18 protein-coding genes are annotated in these 20,405 nt (G+C 41.4%); 6 read left to right on the top strand and 12 right to left on the bottom strand.

The window, feature by feature from the left end; genetic code table 11:
• Window positions 1–3: 3 nt before the first annotated feature.
• Both BCU57_RS11970 and BCU57_RS11965 read right to left on the bottom strand, forming a co-directional pair.
• Window positions 4–1,059 carry a ketopantoate reductase family protein gene (locus tag BCU57_RS11970; protein ID WP_102438913.1) on the bottom strand — a complete coding sequence of 352 codons (1,056 nt, stop codon included), beginning with the start codon at window positions 1,057–1,059 and terminating at the stop codon, window positions 4–6.
• A 17-nt stretch (window positions 1,060–1,076) separates the two neighbouring features.
• Entirely contained in the window at window positions 1,077–1,454 is a 378-nt protein-coding gene (locus tag BCU57_RS11965; RefSeq protein WP_102438911.1) for a VanZ family protein, read from the bottom strand.
• 169 nt (window positions 1,455–1,623) lie between these two features.
• Here BCU57_RS11965 and BCU57_RS11960 point away from each other — a divergent pair, with 169 nt between their 5' ends.
• Window positions 1,624–2,109 (top strand): YajQ family cyclic di-GMP-binding protein, encoded by a 486-nt coding sequence (locus BCU57_RS11960; RefSeq protein ID WP_102438909.1) that lies wholly within the window; start codon window positions 1,624–1,626, stop codon window positions 2,107–2,109.
• Between the two features lie 120 nt (window positions 2,110–2,229).
• Here the strand turns inward: BCU57_RS11960 and BCU57_RS11955 are convergent, their stop codons facing one another.
• From BCU57_RS11955 to BCU57_RS11940, 4 genes are all read right to left on the bottom strand, one after another.
• Window positions 2,230–3,636 (bottom strand): AmpG family muropeptide MFS transporter, encoded by a 1,407-nt coding sequence (locus BCU57_RS11955; protein WP_102438907.1) that lies wholly within the window; start codon window positions 3,634–3,636, stop codon window positions 2,230–2,232.
• Between the two features lie 257 nt (window positions 3,637–3,893).
• Entirely contained in the window at window positions 3,894–4,232 is a 339-nt protein-coding gene (locus BCU57_RS11950; RefSeq protein WP_102439155.1) for a hypothetical protein, read from the bottom strand.
• A 292-nt stretch (window positions 4,233–4,524) separates the two neighbouring features.
• On the bottom strand, window positions 4,525–5,109 hold the full coding sequence (locus BCU57_RS11945; protein ID WP_102438905.1) for a peptidylprolyl isomerase: 585 nt from the start codon (window positions 5,107–5,109) through the stop codon (window positions 4,525–4,527).
• A 14-nt stretch (window positions 5,110–5,123) separates the two neighbouring features.
• Entirely contained in the window at window positions 5,124–5,690 is a 567-nt protein-coding gene (locus tag BCU57_RS11940) for a YajG family lipoprotein (RefSeq protein WP_102438903.1), read from the bottom strand.
• A 222-nt stretch (window positions 5,691–5,912) separates the two neighbouring features.
• Here BCU57_RS11940 and BCU57_RS11935 point away from each other — a divergent pair, with 222 nt between their 5' ends.
• Both BCU57_RS11935 and BCU57_RS11930 read left to right on the top strand, forming a co-directional pair.
• The gene (locus BCU57_RS11935; RefSeq protein WP_102438901.1) at window positions 5,913–6,950 is read left to right on the top strand and encodes a DUF2804 domain-containing protein; all 1,038 of its coding nucleotides are present in this window, start codon (window positions 5,913–5,915) and stop codon (window positions 6,948–6,950) included.
• Window positions 6,951–7,037: 87 nt separating this feature from the next.
• On the top strand, window positions 7,038–7,955 hold the full coding sequence (locus tag BCU57_RS11930) for a sterol desaturase family protein (protein ID WP_102438899.1): 918 nt from the start codon (window positions 7,038–7,040) through the stop codon (window positions 7,953–7,955).
• A 211-nt stretch (window positions 7,956–8,166) separates the two neighbouring features.
• On the opposite strand, the gene BCU57_RS11925 is transcribed toward BCU57_RS11930, so the two are convergent.
• The 4 genes from BCU57_RS11925 to BCU57_RS11910 all read right to left on the bottom strand — a co-directional run bounded on the left by BCU57_RS11925 (window position 8,167) and on the right by BCU57_RS11910 (window position 12,524).
• Entirely contained in the window at window positions 8,167–9,462 is a 1,296-nt protein-coding gene (locus BCU57_RS11925) for an MFS transporter (RefSeq protein ID WP_102438897.1), read from the bottom strand.
• Window positions 9,459–9,806 (bottom strand): cupin domain-containing protein, encoded by a 348-nt coding sequence (locus tag BCU57_RS11920; RefSeq protein ID WP_102438895.1) that lies wholly within the window; start codon window positions 9,804–9,806, stop codon window positions 9,459–9,461. Before BCU57_RS11920 ends, BCU57_RS11925 begins: the two co-directional genes overlap by 4 nt.
• Window positions 9,807–9,831: 25 nt before the next feature.
• A complete protein-coding gene (locus BCU57_RS11915; protein WP_102438893.1) occupies window positions 9,832–12,108 on the bottom strand; it encodes a chondroitinase-B domain-containing protein in 2,277 nt (758 codons plus the stop codon).
• A gap of 110 nt (window positions 12,109–12,218) precedes the next feature.
• On the bottom strand, window positions 12,219–12,524 hold the full coding sequence (locus BCU57_RS11910) for a hypothetical protein (protein WP_102438891.1): 306 nt from the start codon (window positions 12,522–12,524) through the stop codon (window positions 12,219–12,221).
• Window positions 12,525–12,898: 374 nt separating this feature from the next.
• Between BCU57_RS11910 and BCU57_RS11905 the strand changes: the two genes are divergently transcribed.
• Entirely contained in the window at window positions 12,899–13,639 is a 741-nt protein-coding gene (locus tag BCU57_RS11905; RefSeq protein ID WP_102438889.1) for a FadR/GntR family transcriptional regulator, read from the top strand.
• A 911-nt stretch (window positions 13,640–14,550) separates the two neighbouring features.
• Here BCU57_RS11905 and BCU57_RS11900 read toward each other — a convergent pair.
• Window positions 14,551–15,702, bottom strand: coding sequence for a methyltransferase (locus tag BCU57_RS11900; protein WP_102438887.1), 1,152 nt, complete (start codon window positions 15,700–15,702; stop codon window positions 14,551–14,553).
• Window positions 15,703–15,976: 274 nt separating this feature from the next.
• On the opposite strand from BCU57_RS11900, the gene BCU57_RS11895 reads away from it, so the two are divergent.
• Together BCU57_RS11895 and BCU57_RS11890 are read left to right on the top strand one after the other, a co-directional pair.
• On the top strand, window positions 15,977–16,384 hold the full coding sequence (locus BCU57_RS11895; RefSeq protein ID WP_102438885.1) for a hypothetical protein: 408 nt from the start codon (window positions 15,977–15,979) through the stop codon (window positions 16,382–16,384).
• A gap of 163 nt (window positions 16,385–16,547) precedes the next feature.
• A complete protein-coding gene (locus BCU57_RS11890) occupies window positions 16,548–18,365 on the top strand; it encodes an ABC transporter transmembrane domain-containing protein (RefSeq protein WP_413211431.1) in 1,818 nt (605 codons plus the stop codon).
• A gap of 102 nt (window positions 18,366–18,467) precedes the next feature.
• Here BCU57_RS11890 and BCU57_RS11885 read toward each other — a convergent pair whose 3' ends face one another.
• Entirely contained in the window at window positions 18,468–20,066 is a 1,599-nt protein-coding gene (locus BCU57_RS11885; RefSeq protein ID WP_102438883.1) for an AMP-binding protein, read from the bottom strand.
• Between the last annotated feature and the right edge of the window lie 339 nt (window positions 20,067–20,405).

Here is a 20,405-nt window from a genome sequence, read left to right as displayed (position 1 = left end):
GGTTTATAGCGCACTTTCTAGCGCGGTTATTTCAGTTAGCATGCTTTGATTTATCGCAGCTGTTAAACCGTGATGGGCTGCGCGGGCTACCACGTAACCGTTAATTTGCAGTATCTCGGTTTTGCGATTGTGATGAATATCTTGATGCATAGACGAAAAGTTGTTGGCTGTGAGTTTAATTACCTGATTGATGATGGCAACAGAATCAAGCAGCGAAAGGTTAACCCCATCAGCTTTGGCGACCATGATGCACTCTTGCGTTATCGCCTCGATTTGCTGCTGAAATTGCGGCTGGGCCAATTCACCATTAGCACATTGGGCTAATGCCGTCAGTGGGTTAATGGCGCAATTAACCAGCAGCTTTTGCCACAAACTAGTGACGATATCATCGACTACCGACATATCTTCAACAGCAGCCAGTAATTGGTTTTGTATTGCTAAAGGCATTACTGGGCCAGATAAATGGCCAATAATGCTTTTACCTTTACCCGTATGGCGCACCTGCATCGGCGCCAGTTTTAACGCCGCTTGAGATGTCGTGCCTAAAGATAACCCCAGTTTAAGTTGAGGGTGTTGCTTTAGAAGGGCTAACACCTCTAAATGTGGCCCCATACCATTGTGTAGCAGCAGAATATGACAACTCTGTGGAATAAGCGCCAATATAGAAGCAATAGCATCAGTCACTTGATAAGCCTTTACGCAGACAATGACTAATTTAATATTGGCTAACGCAGCCTTGTTAAGCTGATTTATGTTCGCTTGGATACAGGGCTGATGCAAACTGTCACCGTTAAGAGTTTCAAGAGTGATTGTAGAGCAATCATCATGGCTTGTAGCGCCTACAGAGCGACTGCGTGTGAGTAGTAATGGCTGCTTGATTGCTGCTAACTGGCAGTACAGCAAGCTGCCAATAGCGCCAGCCCCAATAATCGCAATATCAGTCTGGTACACATGATTATCGTTAACATGATTGTCGTTAACATGGTTGTCGTTAACATCAAAAACTGGCTTTTGGGTAGTGTTAAGGATATTGCGGTCGCTGTTAGTGCGCTGTGGCATGTGGTTTCTCTTGAGTGCTATAGGGCAGATTTGAGCGGTCCCTTTTTGAATAACTTTGCAGCTTGATATTTTCTAAACACAAATAGCAATAAGTAAAATAATACCACCCCAATTAAATCTGCAACTACATCAGCAATAGAGGCGCTACGATAGGGGATCTGCGATTGTATCAGTTCAATTAATACCGCATAGGCAGTCATTATCAGCCCCATCCAGTACCATTTAGGCTTGAAGGCAAAATAAGCTAAAAACGTTAAGCCCAAAAAACTGACGGTATGGCCGACTTTATCCATATTAGAAAACGTCATTGGATAGTTAGGTTTAGAGAAAACCAAGTAACTGATGATGATGACAGCGAAAGCAAAAGCGGCGCTAAAAAACAATTTCATTTTCATGCTGTACATATCTTAGCTGGATGCAATGTCGTTTGAGTAAATCAATAATAAAAAAAGCAGCGTTCAAAGTCATTAAATTCCAACTATTAATTGTTTTCTCTTTAGTCTAGGCTTTGCCTACAGGCTTAGAGTGTTAAAATAACCCTAAATAATTTATTGGAGAATGACTATGCCATCTATGGATGTCGTATCAGAAGTTGACGAAGTTGAATTACGTAATGCCGTTGAAAACTCTCGCCGTGAATTAGCGGGACGATTTGATTTTCGCGGTAAAGATGCTGAAATCGAATACAAAGATCATGTGGTGACTTTAAAAGCCGAAGATGATTTCCAATGTCAGCAGTTGGTGGATATTTTACGCATTCAGCTTAGTAAGCGTAATGTTGACCCATCAGCCATGGATGTGGATGACAAGACGGTACATAGCGGTAAAACCTTCAGTCTAAAAGTGAAGTTTAAAGAAGGCATTGAAACACTTATCGCCAAAAAATTAGTCAAAGCGATTAAAGATAGCAAGCTTAAAGTGCAAGCCGCGATTCAAGGTGACTCGGTTCGAGTGACAGGTAAAAAGCGTGATGATTTACAAGCGGTCATGCGTTTAACTAAAGAAGCTGACTTAGGCCAGCCGTTCCAATTTAATAACTTTAGAGATTAAATTTCTGAAGCGTAAAATGCTGCTGCATTAAGTTGTGCTGCGGATAAGCCTCTTAATATAAAAAAGCCCAATGTAATTGGGCTTTTTTTATGCTGAATATCTTGTGATGAATTAAATAGATTAGTTTTTATCGGCCTCAGCTGACAGTATAGGCTCATCAGTTTGTTGATGTTTAACCGAGCTATAGCGTTGTAATAAACTAATTAAAATCAATACCGGAAAGCCAATTAAACTGGCGGCGATAAAGAAATTTACATAGCCAAAGGCATCAACATAAACCCCAGAAAACCCAGCGATAAACTTAGGGAATAGCAACATGATAGAGGAGAGTAGGGCATATTGAGTTGCGCTGTAACCGCTACTAGTTAGGCTTGATAAGTACGCAATAAATGCCGCAGTAGCAATACCAGCGCTGAAGTTATCCACTGAAATAGCAAAGGTCAAAAATGGCATGTTGTAGCCAATGTAAGCTTGCCAAGCAAATAACAGGTTAGTAATGGCCACTAATAATGCACCTAAGAAAAGGATCTTCATGGTGCCATAACGCACTAATAATACCCCGCCAAATGCTGCGCCAACTAAGGTCATGATTAAACCATAGACTTTACTAACAAAAGCAATTTCCTCTTTACTAAAGCCCATGTCGACATAGAACACATTGGCCATAATTCCCATAACAATGTCTGAGATGCGGTAGCAAGATATAAGTAATAAAATCAGTATCGCGGTTTTACCATATCGCATAAAAAAGTCGATAAAGGGCAATACGCTGGCGCTATACAACCAAGCCAATGGCGCTGCAAGTTTAGGCGGATACTTTTGTGCAAAGCGTTGTTTAAGTTGTAACTCTTGTTCATCAGCGCTTTTGGTGTCAACTTCAGGCTCTTTACTGCAAAGAGTGGTAATAATACCCACTGACATTAATAACGCCATCACAAAGTAAGCGGTTTGCCATGATTCAAGATTGTAGCCATCATTGCCAGGGTCAACCCAAGCGGCAATGGTTAACGCCCCTGCTGTGGCGACAATCATTGCGCCGCGATAACCTACTTGATATGCCGCAGCTAAGGCTGCTTGCATTTTTTCTGGAGCAGATTCAATACGAAATGCATCAATGACAATGTCTTGGGTGGCTGAGGCTAAGGCGAGTAAGAAAGCGCAAATGGCAAGCCGCTCTAAATCCACTAAGGGATCGCTAAATGACATGCCGGCAATGGCGCCCACCAGACATAACTGCGCAAATAGCATCCAGCCACGGCGGCGGCCAAAAAATCGGGTAAAAATAGGCAAAGACATGCGGTCAACCAGTGGTGACCAGGCCCATTTGAAGGCGTAGGTGAGGGCTATCCAACTAAAGTAACCAATGGCGGCGCGGTCAACGCCAGCTTCTCTTAACCAAAAGCTTAAGGTTGAAAATACTAACATTAACGGCAGGCCAGCCGAGAACCCGAGTAACAATAAAATAACCACGCGCTTATGATAATAAACTGACAGCGCTTCTCGAGTTCGACTAAATAATTCTGACATAAGACAACAGATAAGAGGAGAATGGCTCTAGCTTAAGCGGGCTCGCTAGATGGTTCAAGTTATTATCAAGTTATTAATAGTACAGCAATTTGAGCTTGGTCAATAAACAAGGGTATTTGTAATACTCAGGTTTGTTAAACCATGAGTTTAAGCTCAACGCTGCTATGAGTGAGCATTGGTTATATTGATGATTCAAATAATAAAAAAGTAATTAGCATAGCGCTTATAACAAGCTGTGTTGTAACTAAAAAGACCCACTACATAGTGGGTCTAATGCCAACACAACCTTGAGGCACTTCACCACCGCTATTAATGTAATCACAGCAATCGTGAACTTGTTGACGTAAATATTGATTACCGCGGATAACCATTGCTGGCCATTCATGAAAACAGTGCAATAAATGCCAAAATACTTTTTCAGTATCAGTTGGAGTCATAGTTTCAGGAGGGTTATCTAAGTCGACGGCTTGCCACTCTTCCAATACATCCCACATGTAGAGCTTGATTTCATGGTGATCTAGTTGGTTATCTAAGAAGGCTTTTCCATAATAGGCCAGTTGAGGGGCTTTGGTTTCTATAAAATCATTGGGCGTCATCGTCTTTGGCGTTGTTATCTTAATTGGCATGAGAAGCGTCCTTATAATTCCATTTATTGACCAATAAGGTTTGTTACAAGATAGACTAAAGTATAGTTGGTTATCTTGAACATTCACTCGGATTTACAAAGTAAAATGAAATTCAGTATTTATGACTAGATAATCATCGCTAGGCATTGTAAAAAACTACAAAAAAGCGGCGTTAAATGTATATTTAACGCCGAATTTTTTAAATAATTGATGAATTTACGTAACGTAAATGAGTCACCTATAACCATGAAATTTATAAGGTTTATCGTTTCACTAGTGTCGCTTTATTCAATTTCACTTCTTTAACGGGCACATCAGGCCAATTGAGTTGGGCATTATGGCCAGTTGGAACATATGACATGGCTTCCAGTACTGCCATTCCTTCTACGACTTCGCCAAATACCGCATAACCCCAACGGCGCTTGGAAGGATTGAGGTTTTTATTATCGCCTACATTGAAGTAAAACTGACGCGTGGCAGAGTGGGGGTCGTTATCGCGAGCCATAGCAATGGTGCCCATAGCATTGGGTAAACCATTACCGGATTCATTAACGATAGGGTCTAGCGATGGAAGTTCTTCAAACTCCGAGGTTAATCCGCCACCTTGAACCACAAAATCGGCAATGACGCGATGAAAAATCGTATTGTCATAATCGCCTTTGACCACATAGGTCAAAAAATTATCCACAGTGAGTGGCGCACGGGTTCTATCTAGCTCAACCACGACCTTGCCCATGCTGGTATCAAACTCAACTTTTGGGTAAAGCGTATCGGGCTGAATATCCACGGCTGCTTGAGCAACCATGGTTGATAATGCAAGTACGCTGGCTAACATCCACTTAAGCATGGCTTCTTCCTGGGTTATTGTTGTAAGAAATGGTGCAGTTCAGCATCATTAATAATTTTGCTGGTCAGTTCATCGATGAGCTTATTCATATCCAGCTCAAGGGTGGCGTAATCTGGGCTAAATGGGCCCTTTAATAAACCTTTAGCGTTATATATCTTAGTAAATTCTTGGGTTTGATTTTTAGCGACCACATTGATGGTTAATGTCGTCTTTGCCTCAAAACCGAAAGTCGACTCGGTGACATCTGTCAGTAAATAATCTAATTGAAATTCAGCCGAATTGGTCGCTGCAGGGTCAACTTGATAGCCCGCCTTGGTCATGGCTTGCTTAAATACATTGTCCAGTTGCTGCCTGATAGGTTCACTTGGGCTAATTAATTCTGCTGCTTCACCTTCTTTATTAAAGCGAACAATAAAGTTAGCTTTGCGGACATCAATGGTGTTTACCGCAACAGTGGCATATTGGTCGATTTGATTCAGTGGTTGGGGGACACTGGGGTTAAGCGCAATATGGGTCGGGGTGTAACTGGCGCAAGCTGAAAGAAATAACGAGCTGCATAACAACAAAGGTAATGATTTCATGTCACAAAACGGTAAAAAATGATGGCCTCAGAATAACAGATTTTTACTGCCTTGCCAGCCCAATAACCTGAGTTAATCAGTTTCACAGGTTCATTTATTAGTCTGGATTATTTCGCCATGATGATGAGAGATTAGTGGTGATATCCCATGGTAACAAACCATTGACTTTAGCCCTGAAAGTATAGAGGTTAGAGTCTAATCATATTATTCATTGGATGCTAAATGGCTTTACATCATCGACAACCCACTTCGGCATTAGCGCCAGAATCGTTAATTAAAAATGACGGCCAACCTATATATGGGCATTTTGATGGCATTGTCGCAGATCTTGGTGTTAAGCAATTTAGTTACTTTACTGACATGGATAAGCCCAGTTCATGGTTTGCAAAACATGTCGATTTTAAGCAATTTCAATTTATTAATATTACTACCCCTCGTTATATCATTGGGGTGGCTATTGCCGATATTCGCTATGTTGGCAGCAGTTTTTGTTACCTCTATGACATAGAAAAAAATCGCTTAACACAGACGCAAACCTTAAAACCGTTAGCGCTGGGTATGTCACTGTCTCAGTCACCTAAAAATGGTCAGTCGCGCATTAAGCATCGCCAATCTCAGATTGAATTTGTTATTAAAGACGGTGTCTGGCAGTTATATATCGCCGCAGACAATATTCAGGCTGAGCTTACATTAACAGCGCCCATGTTAAGTTTGCCGATGAGTTTATGCACGCCAACCGGCTATAACGGTTGGACCTATACCCAAAAACACAATGGTTTAAAAGTATCAGGCAGTTTAACGGTCAATGATGAACCGCAGCCGCTGAATCAGGCTTTAGCGAGTTATGATTTTTCTGCCGGATACATGCGCCGAGAAACCAGCTGGCGCTGGGCGTCAATCAATACTCAAGTAGAGTCTGGTGTGTTGGGGCTTAACTTAGCCGCGGGCGTTAATGAAACAGGCGCCACTGAGAACGTGTTATGGATTAATGGTGAACGCCATTTTATGCCAGCGGTAAGGTTTGAGTTTAATCGCCAGCGCAGTGACGATGATTGGTACATCACCGGGGGCGACAACCAAATTGATTTAAGCTTTCGCGCATTAAAGTGTCGCAGTGAGAAGATTAACCTTGGGTTTCTTAAAAGTAATTTCAGGCAGTATATTGGTTATTTTAGTGGCCAGATAACCGACAATAATGGCCGAGTGCATCAGTTACAAAATCAACTTGGATTAACCGAAGATCATTTTGCAAAGTGGTAATGAACCTAAGCCTGTTAGCGCCAATGGGTTAATGCATTTATAAATAGATTCATAAAATACAATAATAAAAAATAAAGAAGGTTTTCAATGGATTTGAATACACTGATCACTCACCCCGAGATCTTGCTACTGGTGCTGGCGCCGCTATTTTTCCTGTGCATTTTACTGGAGTGGTATCTAGGCACTAGAGCCAATAAGTTACCCGAATCAGCCAAGTACGCCCCTATGGAAGTTGCGTGTAATTTTTGCCTTGCCGCAATGCATCAACTAACTGACATTTTAGCCGGATTATTTATCGCAAAATTATACCTGATGGTATTTGATTGGAAGCTACTTGATATTCAAATGGGAATTGGCAGTTTTATTGCGTTGATGATCGCCCAAGATTTCTGTTATTACTGGTTTCACCGCGCAAGCCACCGTGTGCGCTGGATGTGGGCGGCTCATGTTGTTCACCATAGCTCTGAAAATATGAATTTCAGCACTGCTTTTAGGCAGAGTTTGCTTTACCCCTTAGCGGGAATGTGGCTGTTTTGGCTGCCATTGGTGGTGATTGGGTTTGACCCCAATTGGGTGGTATTTGTAGTACTGCTTAATTTGGGGTTACAGTTTTTTGTGCATACCCAAGCGATTAAATCTCTTGGCCCGCTTGAGCTTATTTTTAATACGCCGTCACATCATCGGGTGCACCATGGCCGTAACCCACAATATATTGATAAAAATTATGCAGGCGTGCTGATCATTTGGGATAAGTTATTTAACACCTTTGAGCCTGAAAATGACACGGTGATTTATGGTATTACCAAGCCGGTTAATAGTTTTAATCCTATAATCGTGAGCTTTGCTGAGTGGCGAGACATGTTTAAGGAAGTGACTATGGCGGGGTTAACATTAAAGCAAAGATTAGCGGTGTTATTGTCGCCGCCGGCTCAAGTTGATGCTAAGCCCAATAGTCATACTGAAAACCTTAACCATCTTGAGGAAGAGCAGAGCCAGACTCGATAATGATGACGGATTTTTAAAGAAAGGTTTAACCTACTTAACAGATACTCGGAAGGGGTTGAGTACATGAAAAGTAGGTCTCACCAAATAAAAAAGGGCTATTTGGGTTCAGCCCCAGCGACAATTAACTAGTCACTTTATGTTTGCTCAGAACATAAGGTTTATTGCTAGATAATGTAATGCTAAATCGTTGTTAATCTATCTTGAGCTGAGGCTATTTGCTTTTGGGGCTAACAGGCTCAATTCTGGGGATCAATATCCACACCGCAGCAATGGCAATGAGAGCTAAAGATGCACCAATAACAAATGCTGGCGTGTAGTTACCGTCAGCCGTTAAATAGGGCACTAACGCTGTTAACCCTAATGCCCCTAGCTTGGCAGCCATTCCTGAAACCCCTGCTAGTGTACCCACAGCTTTTTTCCCAAATAAATCACTGGGCAGTGTTTGTACATTACCAATAGCCGTTTGAAAGCCGAACAAGATCACCGCCATGATCATTACCGCGGTCGTTGGCCCACCTGGGTTTGCCATAGATAAAAGCGATGGCAACATAATCAAACAACCTAAGGTAATCGTCAGCTTACGGGTTTTATTGGTATCCCAACCTGCTTTTAAACGGTTTTGTGCCAGTAAGCCACCAAACCATGCCCCAAGCATTGCTCCCACATAAGGCACCCAGCCGTATATCCCAATAGACTTAACATCCATGGCGTACACTTCATTGAGGTAAATAGGGATCCAGAAAACAAACAACCACCAGATAGGATCGATTGCTGCAGACGCAATAATCACCCCCCAACTTTGCTTATGAGAAAGTAGCTCTGTGGTGGTCGGGTTATATTCTTTTGCATCAACTTCATCGTTAGTGCATTTCTGACCTGTTAAAATGTATTGTCGCTCCTCCTCGGTAATCCAAGGGTGAGACTTAGGCGGTGCTTTAACTAAGATAATCCAAGGGATTAACCATAATAAACCAACCAAACCAATGACAACGAAGACCATTTGCCAGCTAAAATAAACGGTCATATAAGCGATAAGTGGAATCGATATAATGCCGCCAATCGCAGCGCCTGAGTTAAAAATGCCTTGGGCTAAAGCGCGCTCCTTTGTAGGAAACCAATCAGCGTTACTTTTAGCTGCGCCTGGCCAGTTACCAGCCTCAGCCAGACCCAGAATTGCTCTAAAGATACTGAAGCTCAGCATGCCTTGTGCGAATGCATGCGCAGCTGTTGCAATCGACCACACCCCAATTGAGAGCACAAAGCCTAGTCGGGTACCAATCCAGTCAAATATTTTACCAAATATCGCCTGACCAAAGGCATAAGATAATATGAATACAATAGAAATATTGGCATAGATCTGTTTGCGCTCTAGTGCGGTTTCATTAGGAAATATATCTTCAACAATATCAGGCCAAAGCACGCTTAGCGCTGAACGGTCGATATAATTAATTACCGTAGCTAATGCGATGAGTAGAATCACCCACCAGCGTAAGTTTCTTATTTTCATTTTAGTCCCTCAATGAAATCTTCTCTTGCGGGACTAAAGGTATCAATTAAAATACCGCCTGTTGGGCAAGTGGCACCATGGTCTGCATGAGGCGGGATCATACAGCTATCACCCGCTCTTAGAATTTTAGTGACGCCATCGATATTAAAGTGAAATTCACCTTCCACAACGTATGAAACTTGTGAGTGTCTGTGGGCATGATTGTAACCAATGGCGCCTTTCTCAAACCAAATTTTTACTGCCATTAGCTCTTGATTAAACCCAAGCATTTGACGCTTTAAACCGCCGCCAATGTCTTCAATTTCTGTTTCATTTCCAAATGAAAAATGTTCGCTCTGTTTCATTGTGACTCCTACTGCTTATTTTTAGTTATTGGTTTTTATGGATAAATTTAGGGTTTTCATAAAGCGCGCTAATGCTTGGTAGTAGCGTATGAGTAAATTGGTTATGACTGAGTTGAGTGACGGGGTCACCTGTGGTGTGTTCTATTTTGACTGCGGCACTGTCAGTAAATTGATTATTAGCCATATCGGTCACTTGCACGCCATGAAGGTATAAGCTGGCTTTGAAGGGATTACGTTTTCCAAGGCCAACCTGATTGATGTGATTATTCACAAATGTAAGGTGAGGGCCGAAGGTACTTTCGTCTTTACCGCCGCGATATAAATTAACCAGTGAGCCTTGAATATGCTCAAACTGATTGTTGTTTACTTGTACATACTCAGCGTTATAAATGCCTTTATCATCAGTCTCTTTATTGAGCCTTAAAATATCACCGCTGATATTGATAAAGTGATTATTGCTAATGACAATATTATTGGCAAAAGCTCGCGCACCTGAGTCAAAAAAGTGAAATGAAGGCTGGTTATCAAGTTGTTTGATTTCACTATTTAATAAGCTGAATCGATAATTGGTTAACATGCCGGAGCTGGTGGTTTTTACCACACTGTTTTCTGCAACATCGTTAGCTGCAATATTGGTACTATTTTTACCGCTAATGACTAAACCATCGAGCTTTAAACTGCCGTTATTTTGAATTTCAAATAGGCTGGATTGGCTAAAACTCAGTTTGGCTTGTTGCTTTACTCGTGCCTTGATGGTGAGCGGCTTATTGATAAGTAACACTTGTTCAAGCTGATATTCGCCGTTATTGAGTGCGATAACATCGCCAGCGCTTGCATGGTTAACGGCTTGCTTAAGCTCTTGCGCGGTTGAAACTGCGATTTGGTTACCTGAATCAAAGGCGATTTCAGGTTCTGTTTTCGGATACCAACTCACGCCAGTTGCGTTTTTTAAAGTGGGAGTGAGTGAGGCCGATACGCCATAGGCGCTTAAGGCGTTATTGCTTGGATATAACAGGCCATTTTCTGCCCGCACAAGTTTAATCGATTGCGCATCAATGCCTTGAGTAATGCTGTTATTTTTAAGCTTATTAGAAACGTTGTTAGTAAAACTTATTCCTGAAATATCATCAAATATGGCGAATGGTGATAGTTGATTGCGATTAACTAACAGGTTCTCTGAAAACTGAGTTTCTAGCGGCGCAGCAGAGCGCTCAGCATCGCTACCTGCAGCTAAATGAATATGGCTTACATCAATAAAACTGTTGTGATTAATATTGGCATTTACCACTTGGTGATAACGATTTAAAGGCGAGTTAGGTACGCCATTCATAATGGTGAAGCCACTGCCAAAGCGATAACCCGTTAAGCCTTCAAAGTAGTTGTTGGTGACGATTTGATCGCGATTGATCACCCGAACGCCGCCAGTGTGCTCTACGCCATTACCTAAAAATACATTACTGCTTATTTGGTTAGCATTACCATGACGTAGGGTTAAGGTGCCGCGGGATGCAAAAAAGGTGTTGTTACGAATGGTGTTGTTGCCGGACTTAACGGAGATGATTTCTACTTCGCCATCACAGCGGTCAAAGTAGTTATTTTCGATGATAGTTTGCGATGCCGACATGGAATGATGACTGGTGCCAATGCGGATTGTTTCACCGCCATTGGATCCCAAGGTTGGCCGCGGGCCAAAGTAGTTATGATCAATCTGATGATTATTTTGCTGACTCAACGGCGATTTTAACCGTACCGTTAAGGTCACACCTTTATTACGCTTACCCACTAAATGATTGTGGTCGAAGCGGTTATTTTTACCATACAGTGCCACCCACTGATCAGAATCAAATCGCTCTGGCTTATTGAAGTTGTCGATGACCACTTCAGATACTCGCGAATGATTAGCAAAATCATCATCACTGCTTCTAAAGGCAATCACTTCACGGCTTGGACTGTAGCCATTTTTAAATACTAAGCCGCTTACATGTAAATACTGGCCAGATAAACGCAAATTAGATTGGCCTGATAATATGACTTTGCCTTTGGTTTGCGCTGACAGTGTGATGGGGGCCGCTTTTGTGCCTTGACCGCTAAAGTTGATTTCAAAGTCTTGCCAAATACCGTCAGCCAAGATGATTTCATCACCTGCGACAATATTTTTTATTGTTTGGTTATATTCCACAGGCGTCTTCACTGTGTAAGTGGCTGCATTGAGCGATAAGAAAGGGCTTAATGCCGATAGACACAGCATAAGAGCAATATGTTTTAAGTTTTTATCCTTGCTAGGTAAATATTGATATTGCATTAGTACGCTCATTGTTATTTTTATACTGAGTTTTAGTGTTGTTTTAATCGTAAATAAACTCCTAGCTCAATAGTGGGGTAGGAGTGCCAATGCTAAGTTTCTAATGCGGATTAAAACTTAACTTTCGCGCCAAGGAAGTACTTAGGCCCTGAACGAGAGTAGTCAGAAACTGTGGTGTCATTACCACGAGTCATGATTTGTGGCTCGTCTAGCAGGTTTAGCGCTTTAAGTGATACAGATAAGTAATCAGAGTCTTGCACATAACGGTTTGAACTATCTGGAAACGGCAAGTTATTAGGTTGGAAATACGATTCTCGGTACTTATAAAGTACTCTGAATGTTGCCCTATCACCTTCCCAATACACTGACGCAGATGCCACTTGTGGTGAGAAACCAAATAGATTTGCATCAGGCACAATATTTTGGCTGCCAGTTAAGCTTACTTAACCTTAATGCGTCGCTTATTTTATTAAGTTTCACGTTTATCTCCCCAGATAAAATATTGTATTTAAATGCGAACACAATCCTTTAAACATGATCTTTAAATACAACCTTTCGCTGCATAGAAACTAACCAATGGTCATGGTGCGTGTCAACCATTTTGTGTTACCAATATTAAATTGACTTTACTTTTTTGTTATTACCAATAACATTAAGGTAACAATGATTGCTGCTTGTATGATTGCTGAATTGCACTCTAAAGTGATAAATAGGCTTTGCGTTGAATTACTAAATCGATATGATGTAGGTTATGCAAATTGTTATTTTTTAAAATATTGAAGGACCAAACATGAAAAATAGACGTATGTTTTGGCGCATCGTAGAAGAGATTGAAGCGTCTATTACTCGCGGCGAATATGTACCTGGTAGTCGTTTACCTCCAGAAAGGGAGCTAGCTGAAAAGTTTGATGTTAGCCGTCCAACCATTCGTGAGGCGATTATTGCACTGGAAGTGCGAGAGAAAATTGAAGTTAAAACGGGTTCGGGTGTTTACGTCTTACAATCAGTCAATCAGTCCCAGCTAAAAAACAAAATCAACGCCTTTGAATTAACCCAGGCTAGAGCACTTGTTGAAGGTGAGATAGCTGCACTTGCAGCAAATACTATTACCGAAGAAGAATTGGTAGAGTTAAATAAGACATTGATTATGATGGAAAATAAGTCTTATGTAGAAGAAGCAGATCAAATGTTTCATAACATCATCGCTAACTCTACTCGTAACGGTGCATTAATTAAAATGTTTGAAAGCTTGTGGGCACTGCGGGCATCAAGTCCAAAAATTATTGACGACTATGATAGCGTTTGTAGCAAAGACAACCAGAAGACCTTAGATGAACATACTGCCATTTATGAGGCTCTCGCCGCAGCAGATGCTTCAGAGGCGCGTGCAGCTATGCACAAACACTTTAATCGCTTGATTAATGTATTGTTTGATACTGTTGAGGCTAAATCACTTGAAGAAGTGAAACGTAAAAACAGTGAGAAGCGTGATTTATATTCAATTGATAACTTGGTTAACAGATTAAGTTAACCATCAATACACACTTTAAAGGACGCTAAGCGTCCTTTTTTTATGGTTGTAGAGAATTCTGTTTGTTTTTTTGTACAAAATCAGCGGCCAAAGCAAGGGCTGCGGTTAAAGGTTGTCTTTTTTACTCTTATCGCTAATTCAAATCGCTAATTCAAATCACTAATTTAATGACTTAAGCCGAGTTGGTCTAGAGTCTAACCCTGGTGATATTTTACCTTATCAATTAACAAGGATTGTCAGTTTATTGGACATTATATTAAACCTTCGGGATAAGCTTTTATTGATTTACAGTGAAAAAGAGATGATAGGTGCTTAAAAAGCATGTAATTACCTTGCTATCTTAAAAGTTTTTTTATTACTAAATTGTAACAAATTTTCTGAGAATGATATTTGTTTGTATTTTTGGCGTTGGTTACGAAGATCATCTAGCTGGTCTATTGGTATACCAATTTTTTCTGTTGTTATTACCAATTCAATTGCCTTATCTAAGCTTTTATTTAGGGGCTGGTGGCAGCTTATTAGCTTGAATAATAGCGTCTCGGGTTAGTTAATAGCGTTACAATTTGCTATAGAATATTATATCAAAATCGATTTATTAAGCGCTTTATTTTCTAGCCAGTCTTCGGGCATTAGCCGTTATGGTAAGTTCGATTATGAAAGGTGGTAATAAACTTACATGAGTAAAAACTAAAGTGCTAATGCTCATTTTGGCTGTTAACGGTGTTGAAACGGTCGATTAACGTGTTTTTGGGGAGAAGTAATGAAACTAGGGTTTGATATGACTAACACAGATTAGCGGCACAGATTAACTGCACTGATTAGCCACAATGAGTCGTTTAACTGTTAGCGCGATTAAGCCTTTAAGTTAAAGGCTTAATCTAAGCTTGAACAAAGGTAGAGTCTGGATGGGTTTACTTAATTGCTTGTAAAATAACAAATTTATCATTTGACGCTACAGTGCTGCAGTTTTTAAATAAACGCTTCAATTTTACATGATAAGCCAAATGCCGATTGCCGACGACTTGTAACATGCCGCCAGGCGCTAAACGCTTACGAGCATCAACAAACATTTGCCAAGCAATATGGTCAGTAATCGCTTCTCCTTGGTGAAAAGGTGGGTTACACAACACCAAATCAGCCACCATTTCAGCATCTAAGTGGGTTAAACAATCATCCCAATGAAACTGCGCTTTTTCACGAGCAAAGCCATTTGCTTGCCAATTGTGACGACTCGATGCAACGGCCATTTCTGAGTCGTCTACAAAGTGGATAGTTGCTTGCGGGTAAAGTTGTCCGGCTCGCAGGCCTAAAATACCATTACCACAACCAAGATCTATAACGGTATTAAACTCACCTTCTGGCAAGTTATCTAGCATGATACGAGCACCAATATCGAGCTTGTTAGCGGCAAATACATTGCTTAAGTTACTGATGTTAAGTGATAACTCATCAACAGGCCAGTTGACAGCTTGTGGAAGTTGGCGTTTATTACCGTCAGCAATACAAGTGATTACGCGGGTTTTCTTCCAAGTTAAGCTAGCATTAGCAGCGCCTAAATTTTTCTCAATGACGGCTAAAATCGCTTTATTGATGGTTTTTGCTTTAGCGCCAATGAGTACCTGAGTACCTTTTGGTAAAACCTGAGATAAGCGCTGCAATTGATGAGCAAAATAACTGAGGTTTTTTGGCAGCTTCATTAACACTAGCTGCAAGGTGTCAGGTAATAGCTCACGGCTATGAAAACGCTGGATATTATCTGATGGCAGTTGATTGGCTGCTAAGTTTAACTCAGCCCCCAGTAAACTGGTTTTCGCGTCGGTTTCCACAAATAAAGGCCAGCTTGGCTCAATCGCAACAAGGCCGCATTGCAGCGCCCCAAAATTATCATTAATGATGGCGGTATTAACTGGGCTCGTGTTTGACTGAATCTGGCTTGACTCAATAATATGTTTTATCAGGTGTTCATCGGCGGCATCCCAAGCTTGCAGGTTGGACTCTTGCTGCTTTGGATAGCGAAAAAGTGTTAACTCAATTCCTTCACATGAGAATTGGTTTGCCGTCATTATAATTACCTGTCATCAACATCATCAAAATAGCCGATAATTATCGCAGATAAGCGTTTATTGTGCGAGAGGAACTCAGGGCTTATCTGCAGTTAATCGCCCCGTTTAATCGCCATATCTAAAATGATGACGCCTTACACCCAAATTGCCCTGTGGCGTATTTGTTCGACATAGGCTGATAAGGTTTGCAGCGCCAAGGTGACTGATGCTAGATTACATAGGCAATAGATTAAGCTCAACGCGCTAATAACATTAACATTTACAAAGGAATTGTATGAAAGGTGCAGGTGGAACGTCAGGTGGAATTGGGTCATTTTTTATTGGTTTGATTATGATGTGCGGTGGTTTTTATATGCTACTGAATGCCATTAAAATCACCAGTTCATTTGGTATGGGGCATAGTCTATACAGAATGGGCGGTATGAACCTGACCAGTGGCATGATCATGATCCCATTTATGTTTGGAGTAGGTTTGATGTTTTACAATGCCAAAAATATTTTTGGCTGGATCCTAACCTTTGGCTCACTGGTTGCGCTTATCTTCGGCGTGATTAGCTCAATTAATTTTCGCTTTACCCATATGAGCGCGTTCGAATTAATTGTTATCTTAGTGCTGAGTGTTGGCGGCTTAGGGATATTTTTACGCTCACTGAAAACCATCGACAGTAACAGCTTGAGCTAATCTACTGTTTTTGTTTTACTGCAAGCAATAATAAAACCCTGCACCATTTTGCAACAATGCTGAGTTCAATAATTGGTTCAGTATTGTCAATGCTATATTTATCTTCATCTGCTTGATTGTTTATTGGTACTATTTGGCTACTTAGTTTTTATTGGTATCTATTTTGACTACTGACTCGCCTTCACAGCCACTTGAACAAAAGCCATCGTCTAAACAAGCATTTCCAGTATTGCCGTGGATTATGACATTTCTTAAGCCTTATCGAATGAGAGTGGTAGCGGCAATTATCTTTTTATTTATCGGCTCATTTGCTTGGTTATCATTAGGCCAAGGAGTGAAGATGATGGTCGATGAAGGCTTTGTGGCTGATAACGCTGGCCGGCTCAATGAAATCGTCTTGTTTATATTAGTGATAACCGCAGTAAGTGGCACGGCGGTCTTTTGTCGCTTTTACTTAATGACTTGGCTAGGTGAGCGGGTTATCGCTGATATTCGCTTGAAAGTATATAACCATTTATTGTCATTATCGCCGGCATTTTTTGCCGAGCAGCGCACTGGTGAAGTGATTTCACGCTTTACCGCTGACAGCACGTTATTGCAAAGTGTGGTGGGCAGTAGTTTGTCGATGGCGTTTCGCTCAAGTGTTACCGTGCTCGGCGCTATAGTGATGATGGCGCTGACCAGTATTAAGTTAACGGGCTTAGTGTTACTGGCTGTGCCTATGGTGTTTGTTCCGGTTATTTTTCTTGGTAAAAAAGTGCGTCAGTATTCACGTACCAGCCAAGATAAAGTGGGCGATCTGGGGGCGTATATCGATGAAACCCTCCATGAAATTCATACCGTGCAAGCCTACGGCCATGAAAGTAAAGATCGCTACGTGTTCAATGAGCAAGTTGAAGCTGTGATGACCGCGGCTAAAAGCCGTATTCTCTATCGCTCTATTTTAATATCTTCAGTAATGTTTTTAAGTATTGCCGCTATTGCCTTGGTGCTGTGGGTTGGGGCGCAAGATGTGATGGCGCAAAATATTACCGCTGGTGAATTATCCGCCTTTATGTTTTATGCGGTAATGGCAGCAGGTGCAGTGGCCACCATTAGTGAAGTGTTCAGTGAAATTCAGCGCGCCTCAGGCGCTGCAGAGCGATTAGTTGAGTTAGTGAACACTCCTATTGATTTACCACAAGTTACAACGCCTCAGATGCTACCTGATGAGGTTAAAGGCCAACTGAGTCTAGAGCAGTTACGTTTTGCTTACCCTAGTGTTGCCGATGATGTCATTAAAGGCATTGATTTACAGATTAAGGCGGGTGAAAGAGTTGCGTTGGTAGGAGAAAGCGGCGCCGGTAAAAGTACCTTATTTGAATTGCTGCTACGTTTTTATCAACCTCGCTCAGGCGCTGTTAAGTTAGATGGATTTGATATCTCGCAGTTGAGCTTAAACCAATTACGCGAGCAGTATGCATTAGTGCCACAAGACTCAGTTATTTTCGCCACTAACGTACTTGAAAATGTTCGCTATGGCCGGGTTGATGCCAGCGAAGATGAGGTTATTAACGCTTGTAAAACAGCTAAAGCTGATGAATTTATTAATGAGTTACCTGACGGCTATCATACCTATTTAGGTGAGAGAGGCGTTAAGCTCTCAGGTGGTCAAAAACAGCGCATTGCCATTGCCAGAGCCATATTGGCAGACAGACCTATTCTATTATTAGATGAAGCCACCAGTGCCCTAGATGCGGTGAGTGAAGTGTATGTAAAGCAAGGTTTAGATAATCTGATGCAGGGCAGAACCACCTTGATCATTGCCCATCGATTAGCCACAGTGATTAATGCCGACAGAATTGTGGTGTTAGAAAAAGGCCAAGTCGTTGCTGTGGGCACACACCAAGAGCTAATGCATACAAGTGAAATTTATAACGCGTTTGCCAGCTTGCAATTACTCGCTGACATTGACATAGGGCAAGAATCTGCTCAGCGCTGACTATTTTCAGTTTAGCCAGCGATAAAAAAATGCCTTCAATTGTGAAGGCATTTTTGATGTTGTTACGAATGATATTTCTTTTAAATCATATACCGTGGACTGCTACTTTCTTAACTCGCGGCGTAAGATTTTACCCACAGTGCTTTTCGGCAGTTGCTCGGTAAATTCAATAATGCGTGGAATTTTATAGGCTGTTAATTGGCTGCGGCAATAATCTGAAATTTGCTGTTTGGTTTGCGCTTCATCAATTGAGGGATCTTTTAAAACGATCACTGCTTTAACTGCTTCACCGGATTTTTCATCTTCGACACCGACTACCGCGCACTCAAGCACTAATTCGTTTTGGGATAAAATATCTTCCACTTCATTGGGATAAACATTAAAACCTGAAACGATAATCATGTCTTTTTTGCGATCGACTATTTTGTGAAAACCATCTTCAGTAGCGACTGCAATATCGCCGGTTTTAAAATAACCGTTACGGGTCATGACTTTGGCGGTTTCTTCAGGCTTTTGCCAATAGCCTTGCATCACTTGTGGGCCTTTAACTGCAAGTTCGCCAGCTTCACCTAATGGCACTTCTTCATCGTTTATATCTAATATTTTAACCTCGGTGGCCAATACAGGTTTACCAATAGTGCCTAACTTTTGGTAACCCGGCGCATTTAAGCTCACTACCGGGGCAGTTTCTGATAAGCCATAACCCTCAGATATCATACTGCCAGTAGTTTTTTGCCAAATATTTGCCGCAGCACTTGTCAGTGCTGTGCCGCCAGAGAGCGTAATGGTTAATTTACTAAAATCCAATGCTTGAAATTCTGGTTGGTGGCATAGGCCAACAAATAAAGTATTAAGCCCTGCAAAGCCAGTAAACGGATAACTGGCCATAGTCTTTATTAAGCCTGCAATATCGCGTGGGTTAGGGATTAGCACTGAGCAGCTGCCAGATTCAAAATACAGGACTAAATTCACCATAAAGGCATAGATATGATAAATCGGTAACGGCGCGACAAAAATGTCCTTGCCTTCAGTCATAGTGCTGGCAATACGCGATTTTACTTGGCCTGAGTTAGCCAACATATTGCGATGACTTAGCATGGCACCTTTTGATAAGCCCGTGGTGCCGCCAGTGTATTGCAGCGCGGCTAGATCTTCTTGCTGAGGTTTGTAAGGACTAAAGCTTGATTGTTCACCTAAGGCGAGCATGTGGTTAAATTCGACTTTTGCAAAAGGGGTGTCGGCTTGAGGCTGAGGATTAATTAAATCCAGTGCATGGGTGCTGATGACTAATTCAATATCAGTTTTCGCAACTACATTATTTAATGTGGGTAATAAGTCAGATAACACCACCAAGGCTTTTGCGCCGGAATCATTAAACTGATGGATTAGCTCACGTTCAGTATACAGCGGGTTAGTGTTGACTATGATTAGCCCCGCACGAATTGCACCGTATGCGGCAATCACAAATTGAGTGATATTTGGCAACTGAATCGCGATGCGATCCCCAGGTTTTAGCTGACTATGGTTTTGCATGTAGGCGGCAAACTGACGTGAAGCAAGTTCGAGTTCTTTAAAGGTGGTTTGTTTCCCCAAACAAGCATAAGCCACATTATCCCCATAACGTTGGCAAGTTTGTTCGATCAAATCTACCAATGAATCATATTGCTGTAGATTGAGTTCTTTATCTGCGTCATACCCCATGCTTATCCCCTTTGTTGTTTTTTTTGCTGCATTTCAAACAGGCGTTTAGATTAGAGTGGTTTTAGTTAACAGGTCAACAACATTCTATAGCTTTGTAAAATTATAGTATTAAAAAGTATGGAGTTTTTGCTCTATAATGGCTGATGGTTAGCATTATCTATTCGTTCAGTTTTGATGGTTTTTTGAACTGGAAAGGTGTTCTTGAGCCTCATGGTTAATTGGTTTGTAAGTATAAAGTCAGCGTTATCAACTGCCTTGCTATTCATTTAGTTAGTGTTTTAGTCTTTTACTCTGTTATTACCTCGAAATGCGTAGATTGTTTTGAGAGGTAATCGAAAT

Origin of the sequence: Shewanella sp. 10N.286.48.B5, assembly GCF_002874355.2 — a bacterium.
Lineage (GTDB): Bacteria > Pseudomonadota > Gammaproteobacteria > Enterobacterales > Shewanellaceae > Shewanella.
Note: the sequence above shows the minus strand (reverse complement) of the source record. Positions and strands in the feature narration are given on the sequence as shown.